15 protein-coding genes are annotated in these 23,876 nt (G+C 72.4%); 13 read left to right on the forward strand and 2 right to left on the reverse strand.

Going from position 1 to position 23,876, the window contains the following annotated elements; translation table 11 throughout:
- The first annotated feature begins 6 nt into the window (after positions 1 to 6).
- From ABD823_RS16570 to ABD823_RS16610, 9 genes are read left to right on the forward strand one after another with little or no spacing between them, the layout of a single operon-like run.
- Positions 7 to 1,350, forward strand: coding sequence for a cytochrome P450 (locus ABD823_RS16570; protein ID WP_344860461.1), 1,344 nt, complete (start codon positions 7 to 9; stop codon positions 1,348 to 1,350).
- Positions 1,347 to 2,441 (forward strand): polyprenyl synthetase family protein, encoded by a 1,095-nt coding sequence (locus tag ABD823_RS16575; RefSeq protein WP_344860463.1) that lies wholly within the window; start codon positions 1,347 to 1,349, stop codon positions 2,439 to 2,441. Before ABD823_RS16570 ends, ABD823_RS16575 begins: the two co-directional genes overlap by 4 nt.
- A 43-nt stretch (positions 2,442 to 2,484) precedes the next feature.
- Entirely contained in the window at positions 2,485 to 3,540 is a 1,056-nt protein-coding gene (locus ABD823_RS16580; RefSeq protein ID WP_344860465.1) for a terpene synthase family protein, read from the forward strand.
- 25 nt (positions 3,541 to 3,565) lie between these two features.
- A complete protein-coding gene (locus tag ABD823_RS16585; protein ID WP_344860468.1) occupies positions 3,566 to 4,888 on the forward strand; it encodes a cytochrome P450 in 1,323 nt (440 codons plus the stop codon).
- Positions 4,885 to 6,042: a hypothetical protein gene (locus ABD823_RS16590; protein ID WP_344860470.1), complete on the forward strand. Its 1,158-nt coding sequence runs from the start codon at positions 4,885 to 4,887 to the stop codon at positions 6,040 to 6,042. The genes ABD823_RS16585 and ABD823_RS16590 overlap by 4 nt, the downstream gene beginning before the upstream one ends.
- On the forward strand, positions 6,039 to 7,259 hold the full coding sequence (locus ABD823_RS16595) for a cytochrome P450 (protein ID WP_344860472.1): 1,221 nt from the start codon (positions 6,039 to 6,041) through the stop codon (positions 7,257 to 7,259). Before ABD823_RS16590 ends, ABD823_RS16595 begins: the two co-directional genes overlap by 4 nt.
- Positions 7,256 to 7,486 carry a ferredoxin gene (locus ABD823_RS16600; protein ID WP_344860474.1) on the forward strand — a complete coding sequence of 77 codons (231 nt, stop codon included), beginning with the start codon at positions 7,256 to 7,258 and terminating at the stop codon, positions 7,484 to 7,486. Before ABD823_RS16595 ends, ABD823_RS16600 begins: the two co-directional genes overlap by 4 nt.
- An 8-nt stretch (positions 7,487 to 7,494) precedes the next feature.
- Entirely contained in the window at positions 7,495 to 12,981 is a 5,487-nt protein-coding gene (locus ABD823_RS16605) for a beta-ketoacyl synthase N-terminal-like domain-containing protein (RefSeq protein ID WP_344860476.1), read from the forward strand.
- 39 nt (positions 12,982 to 13,020) lie between these two features.
- Positions 13,021 to 16,014: a non-ribosomal peptide synthetase gene (locus ABD823_RS16610; RefSeq protein WP_344860478.1), complete on the forward strand. Its 2,994-nt coding sequence runs from the start codon at positions 13,021 to 13,023 to the stop codon at positions 16,012 to 16,014.
- A 213-nt stretch (positions 16,015 to 16,227) separates the two neighbouring features.
- On the opposite strand, the gene ABD823_RS16615 is transcribed toward ABD823_RS16610, so the two are convergent.
- Positions 16,228 to 17,196 (reverse strand): helix-turn-helix transcriptional regulator, encoded by a 969-nt coding sequence (locus tag ABD823_RS16615; RefSeq protein WP_344860480.1) that lies wholly within the window; start codon positions 17,194 to 17,196, stop codon positions 16,228 to 16,230.
- Between the two features lie 63 nt (positions 17,197 to 17,259).
- On the opposite strand from ABD823_RS16615, the gene ABD823_RS16620 reads away from it, so the two are divergent.
- A complete protein-coding gene (locus ABD823_RS16620; protein WP_344860482.1) occupies positions 17,260 to 17,646 on the forward strand; it encodes a VOC family protein in 387 nt (128 codons plus the stop codon).
- Between the two features lie 80 nt (positions 17,647 to 17,726).
- Here the strand turns inward: ABD823_RS16620 and ABD823_RS16625 are convergent, their stop codons facing one another.
- Positions 17,727 to 20,360 (reverse strand): GNAT family N-acetyltransferase, encoded by a 2,634-nt coding sequence (locus ABD823_RS16625; RefSeq protein ID WP_344860484.1) that lies wholly within the window; start codon positions 20,358 to 20,360, stop codon positions 17,727 to 17,729.
- A 55-nt stretch (positions 20,361 to 20,415) separates the two neighbouring features.
- Between ABD823_RS16625 and ABD823_RS16630 the strand changes: the two genes are divergently transcribed.
- From ABD823_RS16630 to ABD823_RS16640, 3 genes are read left to right on the forward strand one after another with little or no spacing between them, the layout of a single operon-like run.
- The gene (locus ABD823_RS16630) at positions 20,416 to 21,123 is read left to right on the forward strand and encodes a siderophore-interacting protein (RefSeq protein ID WP_344860486.1); all 708 of its coding nucleotides are present in this window, start codon (positions 20,416 to 20,418) and stop codon (positions 21,121 to 21,123) included.
- On the forward strand, positions 21,123 to 22,358 hold the full coding sequence (locus tag ABD823_RS16635) for an MFS transporter (RefSeq protein ID WP_344860487.1): 1,236 nt from the start codon (positions 21,123 to 21,125) through the stop codon (positions 22,356 to 22,358). Before ABD823_RS16630 ends, ABD823_RS16635 begins: the two co-directional genes overlap by 1 nt.
- Before the next feature lie 28 nt (positions 22,359 to 22,386).
- On the forward strand, positions 22,387 to 23,874 hold the full coding sequence (locus ABD823_RS16640; protein WP_344860489.1) for a pyridoxal phosphate-dependent decarboxylase family protein: 1,488 nt from the start codon (positions 22,387 to 22,389) through the stop codon (positions 23,872 to 23,874).
- The last annotated feature ends 2 nt before the right edge of the window (positions 23,875 to 23,876 follow it).

Consider the following 23,876-nt stretch of genomic DNA (forward strand, 5'->3'; position numbering starts at 1 on the left):
ACCGCCATGGCCGTCAAACCACCGCTGGTGCCGCACGCCAAGCCAATCGTCGGACACGCTCTCGACATCTGGCGGGATCCGCTGAAGTTCTTCAACTCGGCCGCCCGGGTCGCGCCGCTGTCCCGCATCAAGATCGGCTGGAAGGACGCCTGCCTGGTCTCCAATCACGAGCTGCTCTACCAGATCCTGGTCACCGACGCCAAGAAGTACGACAAGGGCATCCAGTACGAACGCGCGCGGAGCATGCTCGGCAACGGCGTGCTACTGGCCGAAGGCGATTTCCATCTGCGGCAGCGCCGGCTGATGCAGCCGATGTTCAACAAGCCGTCGATCAACGACTACATCGACGCCATGCACACCTACAGCACGGCCATGGTGGACTCGTGGGCGGACCGCGACGTCGTGGAGCTGTATCCCGAGTTCTACCGGCTGGCCACCCGGGTCGTCATCGACACGCTGTTCTCCACCAAGATGAGTGACCGCGACGTGGAGCTCGTCCGCGAGAAGATGCCCATCGTCATCTCCGGCATCGAGAAGCGCGGCGCCCTGCCGCCGCGCCTGTTCGACACCATCCCGACCCCCGAGAACCGCGCTTTCTACTCGGCCATCTCCGATCTCCGCGCCCTCGGTGACCGGTTGGTCACCGAGCGGTTGGACATGGAACGCGAGCACGACGCCCGCGCCGACCTCATGGACGTGCTGACCCGGACCGATGACGAGGTGGCCCGCCGGGACAACGACCGCGCCCAGATCCTCAACGAGTTCCTGACCTTCCTCACCGCCGGTTCCGAGACCACGCCGAGCGCCATCGCCTGGTCCTGTTACCTGCTGGCCCGCCACCCGCAGATCCAGGAGGAGGTGCGCGCCGAGGTCGCCGACTTCGATCCGGGCACCAACACGGTGGCCGCCGTCCAGGGGTTGCCCCTGCTGCAGGCGGTGGTGAGAGAGGCACTGCGCCTCTACCCACCGGTGTGGGCACTGGGGCGGCGCACCCTGCAGACCACCACCCTGGGGGGTTACGAGCTGCCGCCCGGCACGCAGGTCTTCTACTCCGTCTACGCCATCCAGCGGGACGAGAGCGTCTACGACGAGCCCGACGAGTTCCGGCCGCACCGGTGGATCGACGACGCCAAGAAGTATCCGCGCACCGCCTTCCTGCCGTTCGGCGCCGGGATACGCAATTGCATCGGCGAGCACTTCGCGTGGGTTGAGATCTCCATCGCGATCGTCAACATCCTCAAACGCTACGAACTGTCGCTGCAGCCGGGCCAGCAGGTGCCGCCCGCGGCCATGGGCGCCCTGGTACCGGGCAACCTGCCGATGCGGTTACGCAGGATGGTCTCGCGATGACCTCCACCGCCGCGCGACTGGTCGATCGCGTCCGGACGGATGTGGCGGCGCTGCTGGACGAGTTCGCCGTTCTGACAGCCGGCTCGCGGTCCAGCGGCACCGGCGTGTCCGCATTCACGCAGCGACTGTCCGACTACGTCATGCGGTTCGGCAGCATGCGGCGCACCCGGGTGGCGGCGCACGTCCTCGACGGGTACCGCCGCACCGACGAGGCGACCGTCACGGCGCTCGGCCATGCCTGCGCCGCGCTGGAGCTGTTCCACGCGGCCGCGCTGATCCACGACGACATCATCGACGACAGTCCCATCCGGCGGAACCATCCGGCCTTCCACATCGGCTGGGGCGGGGCGGATCCCGGCGGGCGGGAACCGTCGTCGATCTCGTCGACCCGGCTCGGCATCGCGGCCGGGCTGCTGGGTGGTGACGTGCTGCTGGTGCTGACCGCCCGCGCGATCGACCGCGTCCCGGCGCCGGCCCGGGATCGGGTGGCGCGGTTCTTCCAGGAGATGCAGTTGCGGACCGTGGTCGGCGAGTTCCAGGACTCGGTGCTGCAGCACCACCGGGTCCGGGCCGACCGCACCGCCGTCGCGGAGATGTCGGTGAACAAGACCGGCTGGTACACCGTGATCGCGCCCATGATCCTGGCGGCCCACTGCGCGGACGCCGACGCGGATGCGATACCGCTGCTCATCGCCGCGGGGTCGGCCTTCGGAGAGGCGTTCCAGCTGCTCGACGACCTGGTCGAGGTGTACGGCGAGTCCGCCGTGACCGGCAAGAGCCCGCTGGACGACCTGAAGGCGGGCAAGGCCACCGTGCTGCACCACATCGTCGCCACGCACTGCACACCGGCGCAGCGGGCGACGCTGGCGCAGATCTACGGTCGCGGTGACTGCACCGAGCACGATCTCGAACAGTACAGACGGCTGGTCGACGCCCACACCGCCCACATATCCGACGAACTCCGCGAGCTCATGGAGCAGGCCCGGTCACTGCTGCGTGACGCCGGATTCCGTGAGCACACGGTCGATCGGATCGAGAACGAATTGAGCCCCCGCTTCCAGATCCCAGCCCTCCTGAATGAGAGCGCCTGACACCATGGCAGTGAATTTCACCCGCACTCTGGCAGGCACCCATGTGCTGCTACCGAGTTTCGAACACTGCGTGCCCGCGCTGGAACGCCCTGACAACGACCAGGTCGTCAAGGACAGCCATGAGTGGTGCCGGCAGGGCTTGGCCGACCTCCTGCCGCCCGCGGAGCTGACCACGCTGCTGGAGGAGCGCGCGTCGCTGTGGACCGCGCTGGTCCTGCCCACCGCGCCCTATGAGTTCCTCGTCGCCGCGGCGCGGTACACCGAATACCTGTCGATCCTCGACAACGCGCTGGTGGACAAGGACCGGCTCGGCAGCGACCCGGTGTACGTGGCCGAGATGAAGGCCGCCATCGATGTGCTGTTCGAAGGGAACCGGGTGGACTCCCCGGCCAACGAGGAACTCGCCATCTGGTTCAAGCCGCTGCACGACTGCCTGTCCACTCTGCGGACCTATCTGACGCCCGAGGTGTGGGACGACTTCCACCGGGAGGTGGAGCGCTTCTTCATCGGGTGCGTCGAAGAGGTCCATTACCGGAACTCCGCCGAGGTCTACGACTTCGACACCTACCTGCGGATGCGGCGCAACAGCGTCGGCATGGGCATGTACTTCGCGCTCGGCGCGTCGCTGGCACCGCCGTTCGCGGCGGAGACGGTGGACGGCTCGGCGTATCGCGAACGGCTGCTCTCCCACGCCCTCGATCACATCGCGCTGGCCAACGACCTGTTCTCGTTCCGCGCCGAAGCCGACGCCGACGACGCCGTGAACGCCGTCGCCACCCTGATCCTCAGTGAGAACCGTTCGGTCCAGGAGGCATTCGACCGGGTGGGGCTCGAGGTCCAGCGCAACGAGATCGCTTTCCGGCGGGCCCTGCACGAGACGGTCGCCGCACTGGGACGCGAGCACGCGGTGAGCGTCTACGGCGGACTGCTGTGGCACATGATGTGCGGCAACGTCGAGTGGTCCTACCGCACCACGCGATACAACGGAGAAAGGCACCAGTGGGATGGCCGGTATCCTCAGGTCGTTCAGCTTCAGCAAGGCAGCACCGTCTTCACCGACAAGACCTACGCCGCCCTCATCGCCGAAGGGCTGGCATGACCGCACGGCCGGGCACACCACCCGCGTGCACCACGGTTTCGGTCTGGTGCGGCAGCTGTGGCGGCTGGCCCGCGATCCGCTGGCCTATGTGACGGCGCAGAATTCCTCCGCCGACATCCATGTGTTCACCGCGCTGGGCAAGAACTTCGTCTTCATCGCCGACCCGCTGCTGATAAACGACATGCTCGTGGACCGGCGCGGTGACTTCGAGAAAGGCGTGTTCTACGACCGGGTCCGGCGGTTGGCGGGTAACGGCGTCGTGCTCGCCAACGGCGCCGAACACCGCAGGCAGCGCGGCTATCTGGACCGCTTCTTCAAACGCGAGCACGTGGTCGGGCTGTCCGGGCTGATGACGGAGGTCGTGCGGGAGGAGCTGTCCGGCTGGAACGCCACGCTCGACATCGACGCGGCCCTGCACCGGATGACGTTCAAGATCCTGGCCGCCACCATGTTCGGCACCGAGATCGATCACGAGAAGTTCGACCGCATCCACGAGTGGCTCGCGCTGACGCTCGAGGCGATCATGTTCCGCACCGTGGTCCCCGGTTGGTACCTGCGCATCCCCACCAGGCGGAACCGCCTGCACGACAGCGCCATGGACCGGTTGCGCGCGGCCATCACGTCGGCGATGGAGTCGTCGGGCACGGCTGAGGCGGACCGTCTCGACCTCATCTCGGTCATGCGGTCGGTGCGCCACGACGACGGATCGCCGCTGACCGCCACTGAGATGGCCGACCAGATCGTCGCGGTGACCATGGCCGGCGCGGAGACGGCGGCCACCGCCCTGTCCTGGCTCACCATGGAACTGGCCCGCGACCAGTCGTTGCAGGACGCGCTGCGCAGCGAGCTGTCCGAGGCGCGGCGTCGCGGCGCCGCCTACGGCCCGGACCTGTCGGAGACGCCGCTGCTCAAGCAGACGTTGTCGGAGCTGCTGCGCTGCCGCCAGCCGATCCTGGTCATCTCCCGGCGCACGGTCCGCGACACCGAGATCCGCGGTGTCGCGCTGCCCGCGGGAACCGAGGTGATGTACAGCCCCTGGGCCATGCACCGGGACCGTACCTGGTTCCCGGCCGGGGCTGCCTTCGAGCCGGAGACGTTCGGCGCCGGCCGCTGCCCGGTTCCCAAGGGCTCCTACACGCCCTTCGGTCTCGGTCCCCGGCACTGCGTGGGCGAGCAGTACGCCTGGCAGATGATGTGGATCGTCGTCGCGGAGATGCTGACGGCGGTGCGCATCGATTCGGCGACGGCGCAGCACCCGGACGGTCGGCCCTTGGCCACCATCATCCCGGGGGCCGTCGGCGCGACGATCGAGCGGTTGTGGCCCGAGCCGGTGGGGGACCCGGCATGACCCGCCTTCTGGAGCCGAGCGAGGTCTTCCACGCCTTCCTCGACTGGCAGACCGGATTCGAGGTCGAGGTGCGCGCGCCGGTGACACCCGCCGCGGCGGCGGCCGGACTGGCGCGGATGTACGCGGCCTTCCCGCGGCTCGCAGCCCGGATCACCCGCACGCCGGACGGTTTCGCGTTCGAGGCGGCCGCGGCGCCGGCCGTCGAGACGACCGCGTACGGCGCCCGCGCCCACACCGCGCTGTCGGCGTTCGCCGTCGAGGCCTCCCGCCCGGAGGCCATCCGCGTCACCGGACGGCTGCACCACGCGCTCTGCGATGTCACGGGCATCCTGTCCGTGGTCGATCACCTGCTCGGCCTGCTCGGCATCCGCCCCGAGGCGGATTCGATGCCTCCGCAGGTCGCGCGGGACTGGCCGATCCCGGCCGAGGCGGTGTTCGGCGAAGCGCAGTCCGCCGACGCGGTCCGCCGGACCCGGCTCTTCTACAGCCAGGCCCCCTCGGCGCCGCTCAAACCCGCGCAGCCGGTGACCCTGCGTCTGCCCGCAGAGCAGGTGCGGGACATCGACGGCGCCTGCGACGCCGCGTCCACCTCGCTGACCGCGGTGATCGCCACGGCCGTCGCACCGTTCGTCCCCGGCCACTCCGACCGGGTGGTGGTGGGCGTTCCGGTGGACTGCCGGGTGTTCATCGAACCCGGGCGGATGGAACGGACTCCCCCGCGCGCCATCGGCAACTGCAGCCACGGCGCGCTGGTGCCGGTGCCGCGTTCGGCCCGCACCCCGGCCGAGCTCCTGGAGGTGGCACGGGCCTGCGACGCCGAACTCATGGATCGGCTGGAAGCGGAGACCCCGGCGGCGCCGTTCCGCGACGGCCGCCTGTACCTGCCGGAGCACAACGCGCCCGCCCAGCTCGTGGTGTCGAACGCGCGCGGCGCGGCGCGGCGGTTCCCGCGCCTGGCCGACGCGCGGAAGGTGCTCGTGCTGCCGGAGTCCTCGATTCCCGCGCTGCCGATGATCGCCGTGAACGAGAGCCCGGCGACGCAGGACGTCGACATCACCCTCATCGCGGACCCAGCCGACTACGTACCCACCGACGTGCGCCGGATCGTCGACGCGCTGGCGCACGCACTCACCGAGATCGGGGAACGGAAATGACCGAACTATCCGAGGGCCTCGCCGAGTCCGCGGACGCCCTTCCCACCATTCCGCGCGGCCGGACCTCGGTGTTCGCGCTGCCGACCGGGCTCATGGACATGGCCGCCGCCGGGCCGATCCACCGGCTGCGGTACGCCGACGGCCACATCGGCTGGATCGTCACCGACTTCGATCTGTGCCGCAAGGTGCTGACCATGCCGGAGTTCAGCTCCCGCCCCGACCTGCGGCACTCGGCCATCCACGAGGCCATCGGCGACGGCCAGCCGCCGGAGGAGCGACCGGGCATGTTCGTCGGCATGGACCCGCCGGAGCACACCCACTACCGGCGCATCGTTGCCGCGGCGCTGCGGCTGGGCGAGATGCGGCAGCTGCAGGCGAGCATCACCGAACGGGCGCGGACCCTGTTCGACGCCGGTGCCGGCGAGCGGATCGACCTGGTCTCGGAGGTCGCCTCGCCCCTGCCCGCCCTGGTCATCACCGAGCTGCTGGGCGTCGAGGAGGCTGTCAGCCACACCCTCGCCGACTGCCTGGAGCGGATGCTGTCGCTGGACTCCACCGCCGACGAGGTACGGCGGATGTTCAACACGATCTTCGACGAGCTGGGCGCGGTGGTGACGCGGCGCCGGCAGGACGGCGCTCCCGGGTTCATCAAGAACATGATCGACGACGGGCGGTTGTCCCACGACGAGATCACCAGCATCGCCTTCCAGCTCTACACGGCCGGTCATGAGACCACCACGAACATGATCGCGCTGAGTTACCTGTACCTGCTGGAGAACCCGGAGACGGCCGCGGCGATCAGCGGGTCCGACACCGCGGTCGCCGACGCCATGGAAGAGTTCCTGCGGTTCTTCTCGATCATCCAGTACGGCATCTCCCGCGCCGCGGTCCAGGAGGTCGAGCTGGGCGGGGTGACGATCCGGCCGGGCGAGACGATCACGATTTCGCTGCCCGCGGCCAATTTCGACAGCCGGCGGTTCCCCGACCCGTACCGGCTCGACGTCACCCGCCGCGACCGCGGGCATCTGGCCTTCGGTTTCGGGGTCCACCAGTGCGTGGCGCAGCAACTGGCGCGGGTCGAGATCACCGTGGCGCTCCGGGTCTTCCTGGAGCGGTACAGCGGCTTCACGCTCGACTCCTACGAGATGAAGTCCGACACCATCGTCCACGGCCTGACCCGGCTGCTCGTACGGCGGGCCGGCACGCGACAGGCATGATCCAGGCCGACCGGACCCGCTGCTGCGGTGCGGGCATGTGCGTGCTGATCGACCCGGTGGTGTTCCAGCAGGACGACACCGGGCTCGTGGTCATCGACACCGGCGCCGCCCGCACCGCCGACCCGGTGCTGCTACGGCACGCCGTCAGCTGCTGCCCCGGGCAGGCGTTGTTCGACGACGGCAGTGCCGCGCCGCCCGCGGAATCCGCTGCCACCGAACGGAAGTGACTGACCTCATGGATCGACGCATCGCCATAGTCGGCATCGGCGCGCGGCTGCCGGGCGGGCGCGGGCCCGCCGGGGTCTGGCGCATGCTCCAGCGGCAGGAGGACGAGATCGGTGCCGCCCCGGTGAGCCGCGTGCGCTTCCTCGCCGACCACCGCATCACCGATCCCCGTTTCGACGCGGTCTGCCGTACCGGTGGATTCGTGGAAGGCTGGGATGAGTTCGACTACCCGGCTTTCGGCATCTCGGCCCGCGAGGCCGAGGTGATGGACCCTCAGCAGCGGATCCTGCTGGAGACGGCGTTCGAGGCCGTGGGCGACGCCGGATTCACCCTCGACTACCTGCAGCGTCACAGCACCGCCGTGGTGAGCGGATGCATCACCCGCGACTACTGGCTCAGCGCCCGCCAGGACGCGGGCCTGGACGCCATGAGCAATGTCGGCAACACCGGCAGCGGCCTGTCCGGCCGGTTGTCGCACGTGTTCGGCCTGACCGGCCCGTCCCTCACCATCGACACCGCCTGCTCGTCGGGACTGGCGGCCGTCGCCATCGCGATCGACAACATCCTGCTCGGCACCTGCTCGATCGCCATCGCCGCCGCCACCAACCTGGTGCTCGACCCGTACGAGACGCTGTCGTTCTACCGGTCGGGCATGCTCGCCTCCGACGGGCGCTGCAAGTTCGGCACCACCCGCGCCGACGGATTCGTCCGCAGCGACGGTTTCGCCGCGGTGGTCCTGCGGCCCCTGGAGGACGCGCTGGCCGAGGGGGATCGGATCTACGCGGTGATCGAGGGGATCGCCACCGGCAACGACGGCGGGCGCAGCGGGTCGCTGCCCACCCCGTCGGCGGACGGCCAGGCGGACGTCATCCGCCGCGCCCTCACGCTGGCCGGACGTTCCCCGGACGACGTCGACTACGTGGAGGCGCACGGCACCGGCACCACGGTCGGTGACCAGACCGAGATCGACGCTCTCACCGCGGTCTTCGGCGACCGGGGGAAACCGTTGCCGGTCGGGTCGGTGAAGACGCGGATCGGTCACTGCGAGGCCGCCTCCGGTATGGCCGGGCTGGTCGTCGCCGCCTTGGGCATCCACCACGCGACGGTGCCGCCGATGCTCGTCCACGGCGACCTGCGGGCCGACCTGGCGGACACCGGCCACGGCGTGTACGCCAACATCGGCGGCGGGCTGCCGCTTCCGGACGACGCGGTGATCGGCGTCAGCTCGTTCGGCATCACCGGAACCAACGCGCATGCCGTCCTCGTGTCACCGCCGCCGCCGAAGGAGTCCGAGCCGCGACCGCTCCCGTCGCTGCCGCGGCTCAGTTCCCCGGCGGTCACGCTCCCGGCCGCTCACCTCGCCGCCGATGCCGGCCGCGTCGACGCGGCACTGGCCTACCGCGTCAACCACACCGCGGGGCACCGGCGGGTCGGCGCGGACGCCCCGCCGGCCGAGCCCGGCCCGGGCCTCCTCGGCGGGCTCTGGCGCGAAGCGCCGAAGGTGGTCTTCGCCTTCGGCGGATTCGGCGCGCACTGGCTCGATCCCGCCACGGCGGCCGACCCGGTCCTCCGTGACCACCTGCACACCGCCTACGCGGCGGTACGGGCCGGCCTGCCCGAGCGGGAACAGCCGCTGCTCGACGGCGGCACCGCCGTCCCGGCCGCGCTGCAGCCGTACGCCACCTGGGCCTCGCAGGTGGCGGTCGCGTTCACGCTCCGGGACTACGGGGTGACGCCGGACGCGGTGCTGGGGCACAGCTTCGGCGATATCGCGGCCGCGTGCGTGGCGGGCGCCCTCGACCTGGAGGTGGCCGCACGGCTGCTGGTCGCCCGCACGGAGGCGGTGCGGGCGTATTCGGACAACACCCGCATGATCGTGATCACCGGGGAGGACGTCGCCCGCGACCGCGCCTGGATCCCGCCCGCGGCGGACGTGGCCGTGGTCAACAGCCCGAGCTGTGTGGTGCTGGCCTGCCCCGCCGACGCCCTCGACGCCGTCGCCGAGCTGGCCGCCGCCCGGGGGCACGACGCCCGCCCGCTGGAGGTCGTCTTCGGCTCGCACAGCCGGTTCGTCGAACCGGCGCTCCCGGTCTTCGCACCCGCCGTGGAGACCGTCGACCGCGACCGGACCACCGCCGTCCCGTTCTACTCGTCCACCTCGGCGGCCGGGGCCACCGCCAAGACCGCGGTCGCGCCGGAGCACTGGCTCGACAATCTGCGTACCCCCGTCGATCTGCCGCCGGTGGCCGCGAGACTCGCCGAGGACGGCTACCAGATCATCCTCGACATCGGGCCGCGGGCGGTGCTGGCCGGGCACCTGCGCACCCAGTTCAGCGGCACCGTCCTGACCACCGACGCGGTGGAGGACGACGACTTCCTCCGCTCCGTCATCGGCGCGCTCTTCACGGCGAACGTCCCGCTGCGCCCGGACCGGTTGCCGCAGTGGACGTCGGAGCTCGCCACCGCGCTGACGTGGAGACCCGCTCCGCGCCGCGTCGCCCCCGTCCGTCCGGCCGGGCGGCCCTCCCCGGCGGCGGCCGCCCCGGCCGCGAGCCGGGCGGTCGAATCGGTGACCTACCGGCTGAGCGGACCGCCGCTGCGGTTGCTGGCCGGGCACCGGGTGCGCGGTGAGACGGTGGCGCCGGGCACGCTGACGCTCAGCTACCTGGTCCGCTCGCTGCGAGACGCCGACCGGCCGGTGCGCATCGACGCGGTGCGGTTCGTGGAGGCGATCGTCATCGACGACACCGACTACCTCGCGCTCACCGTCTCGCGCAACGGATCCCAGGTGGAGGTCCACTTCGCCACCGACCCCGCCGCCACCCCCACCCTGTGCTGCACCGCGACCGTGACGCCGGTCCGCTCCTCCGACGCGACGGCGACCATCGATCTGCCGCTGAACCTGGTCCCCCTGCCGGTTGACGCCTTCTACCGGGATTTCGCCGCGGCGGGCAATCTGTGGGACGGGCCGTTCCGCTCCATCTCCGAACTGTGGGCGTCCTCCTCGCACGCCTTCGTCACCGCCGATCTCGACAGCCCCACCGGGATCGGCGGCGAGATCGACCCGGCCCTGTTCGACGCGGCGCTGCACGGCCTGGCGGCGGTCCACTACGGTCTGGCCGACGGCGCGGAGGCCACGTGCCCCTTCTACTTCGAAGGGGTGGACCGCATGACCTTCTACGGGCGCCCCCTGCGCGGGCGCACCCGGTCGATCATCGCGCCGAGCGCCTCCGGGACCGGTTTCGACATCGCCGTTCTGGACGCCGGGAATCGGCTCGTCGTCCGATGCGAGGGCGTGCGCATCCGCCCGTTGGGGAGCCGGGCCGCCATTCCGGCACTGCACCGGATCTGGGTGCCCTTCACCGGCTCCGCGGCGTCGGGCCGCGCCGAGCATTTCCTGGTCGATCTGTTCGACTCGCCGCTCGGGGGCGCCGTGCGCGCCGCCGCGCAGGGCGCCGGCCACGACCTGGTGGAGTCCGTCTGCGCCGAGCTGGTCTCCGGCCTGGGCCCGGGTCGCGAACTGCTCGTCGACGCGCGCACCCCCACCGCTCTCCCGCAGCTGACGCTGGCCGACCATCTCGCCGGGATCGGGCAGGTGCTGACCCGCCTGGCCCACGCCGCCGCCGAGGCCGGTGCGCCGCTCGGCGTGATCGTGACCGATCCCGAGCAGCGGCCCGCGGACGAACTCGCCGGCGCGGTCAGTGGATTCCTGTTCGCGCTGGCCGGGTCGCTCCCGTACGAGTTCCCGGCCCTTGCCGCCGCGGTGGTGTGCGCCGCCGCCGACGCCCCGCTCGGCGAGCTTCCGCCGATCCGCGACCTGGCAGCGCGGGGCGAGCATCGCCTGCGCCGCGACAGCCGGGGCGCCCTGTCGGTGGCGCGGCTGACCGATCAGCCGCAGCGGCCCCGACCGCGGTACGCGCACCCCGCCGAGCCCCATCTCGACCGCTGGACCGCCGAGGTGCGGCTGCACGCGGGACATGCCTGCGATCTGGAGCTGGTCTGGTCCGATCCCCGGCACGGACCACGCGGCATCGGCATCCGGCCCATGCCCGACCGGTACCGGAAGGCGCAGCGGTTGCCGGACGTGCTGTGGGCGGCGCACGCCGCCCAGCGGATCGACGCGGTGGCGCGGCTGGGCAGCGGTGACGAGCTCGTCGTCTCGGGCGACCCCCACCGCGCCGCCCTGCTGCGGGCCGCACTCGACACCCGGCGCGGCACGGCCGGCACGGCGGTACGGCGCATCGGGATCGCGCTGGACGAACCCGATCCCGGTATCGACGTCGACCTGCTGATCACGGCGGTGCCCTCCGGGGACGCCGAGCGCGAGTCGGCGGAGTTCACCCTGCCCCACCTCGCGCCTGCGGGTGTCTGGCCGCGATCGGTCGCCTATCGGACCACCCCTGCGGACCCCGAGCCCGCGCTGCTCGATCTCGCCGCTTCCGACGGCGGTGGGCATGCGCCGATCCGCGGGCAGGGTACGGCCGAGCGCCGCCGCGCGGCAGTGATCGTCGGCGGCCGCGGCGGTCTCGGCTCCGCGCTCGCCGCCGATCTGGAGGCGCGCTCGTTCAGCGAGATCGTCCTGGTCGGAAGCCGCGACGATCCCGGCGTCGAGGCGCCGTTCCGCTACCTCCGCTGCGACATCGGCGAACCGTCCGCGGTCGACCGGCTGACGGAACAGCTGTCCCTGATCGAGGCCGATGAGGTGTTCGTCTTCCACCTCGCCGGGCGGCTCTCGACCGGGCCGCTCGCCGATCTCGATCCCGGTGACTGGACCCGCGTCCTGTCCCCGAAGACGGACGGCACCCGGCACCTCGTGGAGGTCTCCCGCCGCATCGGCGCGCACATGCTGGTCGCCTACTCGTCGGCGTCGGCGGTGCTGCCGTCTCCGCAGTTCGCCCACTACGGCGCCGCCAACGCCGCCATGGAAGGCATCCTCGCCGCGACCGACCAGGTGCAGGTGCGGAGCGTGCGGTGGGGTTTCTGGGCCGGGGCCGGGATGCTGCACGACCTCGATCCGACCCGCTCGTTCACCCCGGCCGGGGTCGGGGAGATCGGCGTGGACGACGGCCACGCCTTCCTCTGGAACGTCCTCACCACACCGCACACCGGTTTCCCGATCTGCTACCCGGCCGACTGGGCGGAGTTCGGGGGACGGTATGAGACGCTGCGGCGTGACGCGCTGCTGAGTCTGCTGCGCCCGGCCGGCATCCGTGAGATCTCCTCGGCGCCGGCCGGATCGGCGGACCGCGGTCCGGCCGACGAGGCGAGCCCCCTGGAATCGCTCATCATGGAGACCCTCAAGATCCCGGAGGTGTCGGTCGTGCGCGGCGCGGACCGGCTGCGCGACCTCGGTCTGGATTCGCTGCTCGCCGTGGAGCTGCGTACCAAGATAAAAGCGGCGTTCGGTCACACCATCCCCATCCGCACCCTGCTGGGCCCCACCAGCCCCGCCCGGCTGCACACCCTCGTCACGGGAACCGAGGCCCGCTCCGCGTGAGCGCCGCCGATGTCACCGCCCCCTTGCCATGAGGAATCCATGAGCACCGAAACCGATTTCCGCAGACCGATCTCCGCGACCGAGCTGATGTGCTTCTCCATGCGGGACCTGGCGCCGCCGTATGCCATCCAGTACGTGGTCGAGGGCATCGGCGCGATTTCGGCCGCGGCCCTTCGTGACGCGGTGTCCGTGGCCTCGGCGTGCAGTCCGGGGTCGCGTCTGACCCGGTCGGGGAAGGACTGGGTCGACAGCGGTGTCCCGCCGAGCGTCGAAGTGGTGACCGGACGTTCTCTGGACTACTCGCACCCGCACGGCGATCCGGTGCTGACGGGTGCGATCGGCGCTGCGGGCGACGGCCCCGAGCCGACCGTCGAAGTCGTGCTGCTCCCCGGTTATCCCGTCACCGTGGTGTTCCGCGCCTTTCACGGTGTGATGGACGGGCGGGGTCTGGCCATGTGGGTGACCGACGTCTTCCGGGCGCTGCGCGGGGAGGAGCCGCTGGGCGCGCCGGACCCGACCGCCGACCACGACCTGGTGGCGCGCCTGGGCGCGAAAGGCTCACCCACACCGCTGGCTCCGAGGTTCTCCTCCGCCCTCGGCCACGGGGCACCGGTACGCGGCGAGCCCGCCTACCTCACCCGGCTGCGCACCGTCCGCGCCGCACCCCCGGCCGCGGTGGCACGGATCGCGGCCGTCCTCGCCCGCCACAGCGCGACCCCCTCACGCTTCATGATCCCCATCGATCTGCGCCGCCACGATCCCGGCCTGCGTTCCACGGCCAACCTGTCGCTGCCGCTGTTCCTCGATGCGACACCGGGACAGCGGTGGTGGGAGATCAACGACCAGTTGCTGACCGGGCTGCTGGAGCGGCGCGAGCTGAACGAGATGGCGAGCGCCGGACTGGCCGAGGCCCCTGCGGTGCTGTCGAGGACGATCCAGCGGGGGATGCGCCGGCTGGGCGCGCACTTCGGGCGCAATGTGGTGTCCGGGCTCATCTCCCATATCGGCCGGGTCGATCTCGGTGAACTGTCCGGGCCGGAGTTCACGGCGACCTCGTTCCGGATCATCCCGGTGCACACCATGATGATCCCGCTGGGGTTCATGCTGGTGGAGACGGATTCGGTGCTCGAACTCGCGGTGTCGGTGCGCAACGGCCGCGGCATCCCGGAACGGCTGGACCGCCTGCTGGACGAGATCGTGGCGGAACTGGAGGGCGCGGTCCCGGACGCCGGGGACGGCGCGGGGAGGCGGAGTCCCGCCGGATCGCCCGCCGAGGCCCCCGGCGCCACCGCGGTCACGCTCTTCCGGGATCGGGTCGCGGCGGCGCCGGACGCGATCGCCGTCCGGGGTCCCGAGGGGGAGCTGACCTATCGGGAACTGGCCGCCCGTGCCGATGCCGTCGCCGCCGAACTGCTCGGGCTCGGCGTACGCCCCGGAGACGTGGTCGCCGTCCTCGCGGGGCGGACGCCGGGAGGAGTCGTCGCCCAGTGGGCGGCGCTGCTGGCGGGAGCCGCCTTCCTCCCCCTCGACCCGAGCCATCCGGTGGAGAGGATCCGGGAGACGCTCCGCCGCTCCGGGACACGCCACTGCCTGGTGGAGCGCCGCCATCTGGAGATCGTCGGCGACACCGCGGAACCCATCGTGCTCGAGGAGTTCGCGGAGGCGGCCGCGGAACCCGTCCCGGTGGCGGTCGATCCGTCGGACACGGCGTACGTCGTCTACACCTCCGGCTCGACCGGGCTGCCGAAGGGCGTCCGCGTCACGCACGCCGGTGTGGCGAACTGGTACGCCTCGGCGAAGGAGTGGTACCGGCTCGGCCCCGGCACGAAGTACTGCCACTACCACACCCCCGCCGCCGACCTGGCGTGCATCGCGTTCTTCGCCGCCCACCTCAGCGGCGGGTCCCTGGTGCTGGTACCCGACGAGCTGGACCCCGTCACCATCCGCGGCATGCTCACCACGTCCGGGGCCGACACGGTCCTGCTCACCCCCAGCCTGGCCGAGGTGATCGTGAGCCTGGGCTTCGAGCCCGCCCCGATCCGGACATTGATCTTCGCGGGTGAGCAGCTGAACGCCCCGCTCGCCGCCGAGGCCCGACGGTTCTTCGGCCCGGACACGCTGATGGTCAACAGCTACGGCCCCGCCGAGGTGACCTTGACCTGCACCAACCACACGCTCGGGCCGGAGATCGACCCGGCCGGCGGCCCCGTCCCCATCGGACGCCCTTCCGCCGGCACTCCCGTCTTCCTCCTCGACGCCGACCGCAACCCGGTTGCTCCCGGTGAGATCGGCGAGCTGTACTTCGGCGGCCCGCAGGTGGCCCGCGACTATCTCGGCCAGCCGGACCTGACCGCAGAACGGTTCGTCGTCCTCGACGGCGGCGAACGCGCCTACCGTACAGGCGATCTGGCACACGCCCTGCCCGACGGCACTCTCGTCTTCCACGGTCGCGTCGACGACCAGGTCAAGATCCGCGGATACCGCATCGAACCCAACGAGGTCCGCTTGGCGATCGAACGCCACCCCGCCGTCCGCCAGGCCGCCGTCGTCGCCCACCGACGCAACGGGTCAGATCACGCCCTGGCCGCCTTCGTGGTCTCCGACACCACCATCGACCCGGCGGTGCTACGCGCCCACCTCGCCGAACGCCTTCCCTCATACATGATCCCGGCCACCGTCCACCAGCTCCCCGCCCTCCCCCTCAACGGAAACGGCAAACTCGACCGCTCCCGCCTGCCCGTCCCCCTCGGTCCCGGTCCCGACCCAGAGCCTCCGGCGGCCGCCGAGTCGGTGCCCGCCCGCATCCAGCGCATCTGGGCCGACATCCTCGGCGTGCGCCTCACCGCTCTGCATCCCGACTCCGAGTTCTTCGCCCACGGCGGCGACTCCCTGTCCGCCGTCCGCATGCTCTCCGCCGTGGCCCGCATCCTCCCCGTCGAGTCCGAATCCGACTTCATCACCGCCGTCCGCCGCTCCACCGGCCCCCTCACCCTCGCCCGCGTCTGCGAGGCGGCGCACCGCGCCGTCGCCTGACTCCGCCCCGCCGTCGGAAACCGCGCCGCATGCGCTGGCCGGCCTGGCATCCCGGTCACGGACGAGGAAGCGGAGGGAACCGACCCGCCGGCTCCCGCGGCACGGACCCCACCCGTCCGGCGGCGCCGGTGAGCACGACCGTTCGGCCGGTTCGTTCCCGGCGGGTGCGGTGGCACCCGCCGGGGGCTCGGGCCCCATGTCCCGGCGCGACGCCTACGGCGAGGACCGGCCGCCCCCGTTGTCCTCGGACAGTTCCCGGGTACGGCGCAGCAGAGCCTCCCGGACGCCGTCCGGGGAGAGGACCCGCAGCGGGGTACCCAGGCCGAGGAGGTACCGGGCGAGCTGGTCGGCGTCGTTGGCGCCGATCTCGACGATGGTGGCATCGGGCCCGTCCGGGTGGTGGGTGCCGATCGTCGGCGGGATCAACCGCAGGGCCTGGTCCATGGGGTGCGGGAGCCGCACCCGCCCGTACAGGGGGTAGACGACGCTCGCGATGCCTCGGGAGACGAGGAGGGCCGGGTCGGGCGGGTCGACGAGCTCGGCCGGCCGGCCGGTCGGCTCCGCTCGCACCACCCGGTCGGCCCGGAACGTCCGCCACTGGTCCCCGGCCACGTCCCGGGCGACGAAATACCAGCGCAGGCCCGTGTACACCAGGCGGTAGGGGTCGACCTCCCGGACACTGTCCCTGCCCGCATGGTCGCGGTACGACAGACGGGTGCGCTCGCCGCGGCGACAGGCGGCGGCCAGTTCCAGCAGCATGCCGGGGGAGATCCGGCTCCCCTCGGGCCGGGGGGTGTGCACGAAGGTGGCGTCCATCTCGCCCAGCCGGTCGGCGATCCGGGGCGGCAGGACCTGCCGCAGTTTCAGCAGCGCCGACACCGCCGCCTGGTCGCCGCCGAGGACGCCGCTGAGCGCGGCCTCGCGCAGTGCGACGGCCACGGCGAGCGCCTCCTCGTCGTCGAGGAGCAGCGGCGGCACCCGGGTGCCCCCGCCGAGGCGGTACCCGCCCCAGGGCCCGGGATCGGACTCGATGCAGTAGCCGAGGTCCCGCAGCCGGGCGATGTCCCGCCGCACCGTGCGTCCGGTGACCGCCATCCGCTCGGCCAGCTCGTGGCAGGTCCAGACCGGCCGGGTGGGCAGCAGCGAGACCAGTCGCAGCAGGCGGGCGGAGGTGCTGATCACATCTCGTAGTGTTCCCCATGACCAGGACCGAATCTGTCCTGGTCCCGTCCTAGGGTCCCCTCCATGAGCACTGCACCCGCAGCCGCGCCTGCGATCCGTTTGCTGTCCGTCGACTTCGACTGCCCGGACCCCGCCGAGCTGGCCCGTTTCTACGGCGAGGCTCTCGGCCTGCCCGTCGTCTACTCCAGCGACGACTTCGTCCTGCTCGGCCGGGAGGGTTCACCGGGGCTGGGTTTCATCCGGGTCGCCGACTACCGGCGTCCGACCTGGCCGGACCCTTCCCAGGGGAAGCAGGCGCACATGGAACTGGGCGTCGACGACCTGGAGGCGGCTCAGGCGCGGATGCTGGCCCTGGGCGCCGTGGAGCCCCCGGTCCAGCCCCATCCCGAGCAGCGGAGGGTCTTGCTGGACCCGGCCGGCCACCCGTTCTGCATCTCCACGCAGAGCTGAGCGCCGTCGGCCGCCGGGCACGGGCGGCGGCGGACCGGCCCGCGATCTGAACCGCCATGGGCCGTCGGCAGCACCGGCGGCTACGGGGTCGAGGACTCCGTGCGCCGGGCGGCCGCGGGGTCGCCGAACAGCTCGGTGAACCGCTCGCGCGTGAGGAACGCCAGCTGCGCCCGCTTGGTCGGCATGTCGATCTCGTCCTCGAAGGTGAAGCCGGACATCTTCAGCCGGTTCAGGGCCCGCTCGTTGCGGACGTCGGGCTCGACGACCAGGCGCCGCGCCTCGGGGTCGCGGAACAGGAACCGGCCCAGGGCCGAGCCCACCGCCGCGGTCAGGCCGGAGGGCGGCTGCTGGCCGGGCATGAGCAGCAGGTGCATGCCGACGTCGCCGGGCTGCACCTCGTAGCGCTCGCCGACCGGGTCGGCGTCCGGCTCGTAGCTCTGGAACAGCCCGATCGGCCGGTCGTCGAGCCGCATCAGGAAGGCGTGGTGCGTGGGCAGGCTGTCGACCAGCTCGTAGATCTCCCGGACCCGCTCGACGGAGTGGTCGAGCATGCCCCAGAACGCGGCGCGGGGCTGGGTGACCCAGCCGTGCACCAGTTCGGCGTCCGTCTTCGGGTCCAGCACGGTCAGGCTGAACCGGCCCATGCCGGGCAGGTCCTCTTCGTACACGACCACGGCCATCGTCGGGTCTCCTTCCACGGGGATGAGTTCGCCGGCGGCCCAGTGCGCCGACTGGTCGAGGAAATGCGGGTCGCCGGCGCGGCCGGACGCTCCGAACGGGACGATCCACCGGCTGGCGGACCGGTCGCCCGCCTGCCAGACGTAGCGGGCGACGGGCCCGCGCCAGCAGGCGTCGGAGACCCCGGGCACGCTGCTGGTGGCCAGCACCGCGTCGTTGTCGCCGGCGAGCCGGGTGCGGGAGCGCAGGGCCGCGACGGCGGCGCCCGCCGCCGGATCGGCGCCGAGGTGCACCGGGTGCAGCAGGTGGCGCTCGCCCCAGGTGCCCGGCTCCGGGCCGGCCGCCACCTCGTCGAGCGCCGCCGCGGCCGGCGGCAGCGGGTCACCGCCCAGCCTCGGCAGTCCGGTGACCAGGCCGTCGAGCGCCAGGCCCACGCGCGTGGCCGGGTCGGTCCACGGGGCGAAGAGCTCGTCGAAGGCGCTCGGTGCCCGCAGCGGCCGCAGAGCGGGTTCGTCCGCCAGCCGCCGGGCGAGGGCGGCCCGCCAGGCGGCGAACGCGCCGGCGTCGGCGCTGCCGGCGTCCATGCGGCCGTTCCAGGCGAGGAGCCGCTCGCGCAGGGCCGCCCCGGCCGGGCTCAGCCGCTGCGCGGGCAGCCGCCGGAGCAGGCCCAGCAGGGCGGCGGGGTCGACGGACGTGTCGGTGTGCACGGCTTCGGCGGGCGTGCCGCCGGCCAGGAGTGCCCGGATGCGGCGGGCGCGGTGCGGCGGAGCGAAGTCGCCGCCGAGCTCCGCGGTGTCCCCCTCGCGGCGGTCGTTGGCGTGCACCTCGACGTCCGGCACGGCGGCGGACGGCATCGGGGCGTACCCGGCCCGCCAGCGGTAGCGGGGGTCCCAGCCCGGGACCGGCTCGGCACGGCAGCGGTCGTCGCGGACCGGCACCCGGCCGGCGACCAGGCGCAGCACCGTGCCGGTGTCGTCGGCGACGAGGACGCTGTTGACCGGCTCCACCCAGTCGCGCAGGGCCTCGGCGACGTCGCCGGCGCGGCGGGCGCGCAGCAGCGGCAGCAGCGCGTCGAAGCCCAGCTCGCCGTCGACGCGGGCGGGCGTGCGCAGGCTGATCGCCTCGCCGGTGGTCCGGTCGACGTCGATGACCGGACCGCGCGCCGTTTCGACGATCTCGACCTCGACCGGGTCGCCGCCGCGGACCGCGATCCGCTCGACGTGGTGGGGCACGGCGCTCCAGCCGTCCGCCTCCCGGGCCTCGATCCGCCCGCCGCGGCGGCGCAGCCGTTCGCGGTAGAGGTCCTGGTAGTCGGCCATCGCGTTGGTGACGGCCCAGGCGACCGGGCCGGCGTGGCCGAAGTGCGGCACGCCCGGAACCCCCGGGAAGGCCAGCCCGGCCACGTCGAACTCGGGACAGGCGAGGCGGACCTGCTGGTAGATCCCCGGCAGTTCGAGTACGCGGTGCGGGTCGCCGGCGATCACGGCGGGCCGTCCGGCGGCCGGGTCCCCCGCCACCGCCCAGGCGTTGCTGCCCGCGCCGGCCGGTCCCTCCATGGCGAACAGGCCGTGGGCCCCGGGTCCCAGGGTGGCGCTGACGTGGGCGCGCCACAGCTTGTTCGGGAAGGTGGAGAAGAGGATGTGCTGGACGAGGAAGACGCCGAGCGGGGACCAGGGCCGCCACGGGTCGGGAGCGCATCCGGTCGCGCCGAACTCCGGGGCGTCGGCGTGCGGCAGGGCGTCGTTGACGCCGTCCACGTAGGCCTCGATCCAGCGCCTGGTCTCCGGGAGCAACCGCTGGAAGCAGCGGCGGGCGGTGTCGTCCAGCCGGGCCCGCCGGGCGAACCGGTCCCAGGGGACGTGTTCGGGGCCCAGCCGTTCGGCGAGGCGGCCCTCGGAGCGCCATTTCTCGGTCTGCACCTGCCAGGCGCGGTCGGTGACGGCCGTGAACCCCTGCGCGTAGGCCAGGTCGTCGACGGTGTCACCCCACATGCGCGGAATGCCCCACTGATCCCGATGGGTGGCACCCCTCCGCATGTGATCCTCCTTAGGTTACCCTCTCCTTACTAAGGATGACCTTACCGGAGGAAACGTGGCTAATTGGGAGGCATTGGTCCTCAGGGCACTCGGCGGCCGGAATTTCCGGCTGACGGTGCTCGGGGCCGAGCCGGTCGGCGGGCGCTACCACCGTCTGCACGTTGACGACGGTGGGTTGCTCAACGCGTGCGGCGTCCACCCGACGATGTGGATCCGGCTCTGGTTCGACAACGGCGGGCGGCCGCACCAGCGGGCGTACACCCTGGTCGACCCCGACCCGGAGGCCGGACGGTTCAGTCTCGAGTTCGCCCTGCACGACGGGTGCGCGGCCCGGTGGGCCACCGCGGCCGCCGCCGGCGACACGATCGAGGCGACCGTGCAGGGCACGGCCTTCACCTGGCCGGATCCCGGACCCGAGCACCTCTACGCCGTCGGCGACGCGGCGTCGCTGCCGGCGATCAACAGCCTGCTGGACTCGGCGCCCGACGTCGCCGCCACCGTCTGGCTGGAGTACGCCCACGACGACGAGCGGGCGCTGCCGGTACGCGCCCGGGATCACCACACGGTGACGTGGCTCCCGCGCCGGGACGACGGCCTGCTGCTGGTCGACACCGTCCGCGCCGCGGTGCCGGCCGCGCCCGCGGCGTACTACTGGATCGCCTGCGAGGCCGCCAGCACCCGCACGCTCACCCGGCACCTGCGGCGGGAACTCGGCGTCGGCAAGGACCGGATCTCCTCGCTCGCCTACTGGAGCGCCCGCTGATGCGCCGCAACGGGATCCTGCTGAGCCTGTACACCACCCAGTACATCGGGGTGGGCTTCGTCTCCATCGGACTGATCGCCATCCTGCGCGACGGCGGCACCTCGCTGGCGACGCTGGGCGCGCTGACGCTGATCGGCCTGGTCTGGCCGCTCAAGGTGCTCTGGGCGCCGCTGCTCGACCGGTTCGGCTCGCAGGCGCGCGGCCACTACCGGTCCTGGCTGCTCATCCTGCAGTCCGGCCTGGTCCTCACCCTCCTGGCGCTGCTGCCGTTCGACCCCTCCGGCGGGAACCTCGGCCCGCTCGTGCTGGTCTGCGCCGCCTACGTGCTGCTGTCGGCCACCCAGGACATCGCCGTCGACGCGATCGCGGTACGGCTGCTCGCCGAGTCCGACCGCGGTTCGGGCAACGGTGTGCAGCTCGCGGGCGTGTCGCTGGGCACGGTGCTCGGCGGCGGCCTCTGCCTGGTCGTCTACGACCGGGGCGGATGGACGGCGGCGGTCCTGCTGCTGGCCGCGCTGACCGCGCTCGGCCTGATCACGGTGTGGCGGTTCCGGGAGGAGCCGCGCACCGACCGGGCGCCGGGGCTGGGTACGGCGTACCGGGCGCTGCTGTCGGTCTTCGCCCAGCCGGGCTGCCGCCGGTGGACGTTCGCGGTGGTCACCCTGATCTACGTCGGCTCCGGCGCGGCCTGGGCCCTGGTCACCCCGGCGCTGGTGGACGCGGGCTGGTCCGAGAGCCGCATCGGGATCGTCACCGGCGTCGTGGTCAGCATCCCGGCGATCGTGGCCGGGCTCGTCGCGGGCGGCTTCGTCAGCCGCGTCGGCCGCGCCCGGGTCCTGGTCGCCGGCGGCGCCCTGCTCGCGGCGGCGACCGCGGGCCTGCTGCCGCTGCTGTCGGGCCAGGCGCCGGCCACCGGCACGATCGTCGCGCTCAGCGCCTTCATGGCCGCCTACACCGGGGTCAACGTCGTGATCTACACCGTGAACATGGACTACTCGCGGCCGCACAGCGCCGGCACGGACTTCACGGTGCTGTCGTCGGTCGGACTCGCCTGCTCCTTCGTGTCGTCGTCGATCGGCCTGACCGCCGCCGCCTGGTTCGGCTACCCCGCCGTGGCCCTCGGCTCGATCGTGCTGCTGGGCCTGGGCGTGCTGCTCGGCCTCCGGCACCAGGGCCGGTTCGCACCCGCCCGCACGCCCGCCGCCGTCCAGCCGAACCCGGCCGCTTCCGCCTGACCCCTCGCAACCCCCGGAGGAAGACCCCATGCTGCCCGCTGCCCGCGAGCACCTGCTCACCAACGCCACGGCCGACCGGTACCTGCGCACGGTCACCGAGGGCGCGGCCCGTGTCGCCGACCGGATCGCCGGGACCGGCCGGCCGTTCACCGGGATCACCCCGGAGCACCTCGCCCTCGAGGTCGACGCGGTCGACCTCGACCGGCCCCTGGGCGACGCGACCGCCGCCCTGGACGAGCTGAACGACGTGTACCTGCGCGACGCGGTGTACTTCCACCACCCCCGCTACCTGGCCCACCTCAACTGCCCGGTGGTGATCCCGGCGCTGCTGGGCGAGGCGGTGCTGTCCGCGGTCAACTCCTCGCTGGACACCTGGGACCAGAGCGCGGGCGGCACGCTGATCGAGCAGCGCCTGATCGACTGGACCGCCCAGCGGGTCGGCCTCGGCCCGCTCGCCGACGGGATCTTCACCAGCGGCGGCAGCCAGTCCAACCTGCAGGCCCTGCTGCTGGCCCGGGAGGAGGCGCTCGCCGCGTCCGGCCTGCCGCGCGCGCAGGCGCTGCCCCGGCTGCGCGTCCTCGCCTCCGCCGCCGGCCACTTCAGCGTGCAGAAGTCGGCGAAGCTGCTCGGCCTGGCCCCCGACGCGGTCGTCACCGTCGAGGTCGACGCGGACCGGCGGATGCGCCCGGCGGCGCTCGACCGCCCGCTCGAGCGCTGCCGCCGTGACGGCTCCACCGTCATGGCCGTGGTCGCCACCGCCGGCACGACCGACTTCGGCTCGATCGACCCGCTGCCCGAGATCGCCCGGCGCTGCGCGGCGGCCGGCGTGTGGCTGCACGTCGACGCCGCGTACGGGTGCGGGTTGCTGGCCTCGCGCACCCGCCGCCACCTGCTCGACGGCATCGAGCGCGCCGACTCGGTCACCGTGGACTACCACAAGTCGTTCTTCCAGCCGGTCAGCTCCAGCGCGCTGCTGGTGCGCGACGGCCGTACCCTGCGGCACGCCACCTACCACGCCGACTACCTCAACCCCGAGCGGATGGTGGCCGAGCGCATCCCCAACCAGGTGAACAAGAGCCTGCAGACCACCCGCCGCTTCGACGCGCTCAAGCTGTGGATGACCCTGCGCATCATGGGCGCCGACGCGATCGGCGAGCTCTTCGACGACGTGGTGGACCGTGCCGCGGCCGCCTGGAACCTGCTCAGCGAGGACCCCCGCTTCGAGGTCGTCACCCGCTCGCAGCTGAGCACCGTCGTGTTCCGCTACCTGCCCACCGGACCGGGCCGCGTGTACGCCGACGCGGCCAACCTGCACGCCCGCAAGGCGCTGGCCGCCTCCGGCGACGCGGTGGTCGCGGGCACCACGGTCGACGGCCGGCAGTTCCTCAAGTTCACCCTGCTCAACCCCGAGACGACGATCGACGACATCGCCGCCGTCGTGGAACTCGTCGCCGAGCACGCCGGCCGGTACGTCGAACGCGCGATCGGCCCGGTGCTCGCCTGCACCCCCTCGTGACC

The sequence above is a fragment of the Planomonospora alba genome, assembly GCF_039534085.1.
Classification (GTDB): Bacteria; Actinomycetota; Actinomycetes; order Streptosporangiales; family Streptosporangiaceae; genus Planomonospora_B; species Planomonospora_B alba.

What these genes read in the sequence shown, in the direction of transcription:
- ABD823_RS16570 (WP_344860461.1), top strand. Translation starts at nt 7, where the DNA reads ATGGCCGTCAAACCACCGCTGGTGCCGCACGCCAAGCCAATCGTCGGA.
- ABD823_RS16575 (WP_344860463.1), top strand. Translation starts at nt 1,347, where the DNA reads ATGACCTCCACCGCCGCGCGACTGGTCGATCGCGTCCGGACGGATGTG.
- ABD823_RS16590 (WP_344860470.1), top strand. Translation starts at nt 4,885, where the DNA reads ATGACCCGCCTTCTGGAGCCGAGCGAGGTCTTCCACGCCTTCCTCGAC.
- ABD823_RS16595 (WP_344860472.1), top strand. Translation starts at nt 6,039, where the DNA reads ATGACCGAACTATCCGAGGGCCTCGCCGAGTCCGCGGACGCCCTTCCC.
- ABD823_RS16600 (WP_344860474.1), top strand. Translation starts at nt 7,256, where the DNA reads ATGATCCAGGCCGACCGGACCCGCTGCTGCGGTGCGGGCATGTGCGTG.
- ABD823_RS16605 (WP_344860476.1), top strand. Translation starts at nt 7,495, where the DNA reads ATGGATCGACGCATCGCCATAGTCGGCATCGGCGCGCGGCTGCCGGGC.
- ABD823_RS16610 (WP_344860478.1), top strand. Translation starts at nt 13,021, where the DNA reads ATGAGCACCGAAACCGATTTCCGCAGACCGATCTCCGCGACCGAGCTG.
- ABD823_RS16620 (WP_344860482.1), top strand. Translation starts at nt 17,260, where the DNA reads ATGAGCACTGCACCCGCAGCCGCGCCTGCGATCCGTTTGCTGTCCGTC.
- ABD823_RS16625 (WP_344860484.1), bottom strand. Translation starts at nt 20,360, where the DNA reads ATGCGGAGGGGTGCCACCCATCGGGATCAGTGGGGCATTCCGCGCATG.
- ABD823_RS16635 (WP_344860487.1), top strand. Translation starts at nt 21,123, where the DNA reads ATGCGCCGCAACGGGATCCTGCTGAGCCTGTACACCACCCAGTACATC.
- ABD823_RS16640 (WP_344860489.1), top strand. Translation starts at nt 22,387, where the DNA reads ATGCTGCCCGCTGCCCGCGAGCACCTGCTCACCAACGCCACGGCCGAC.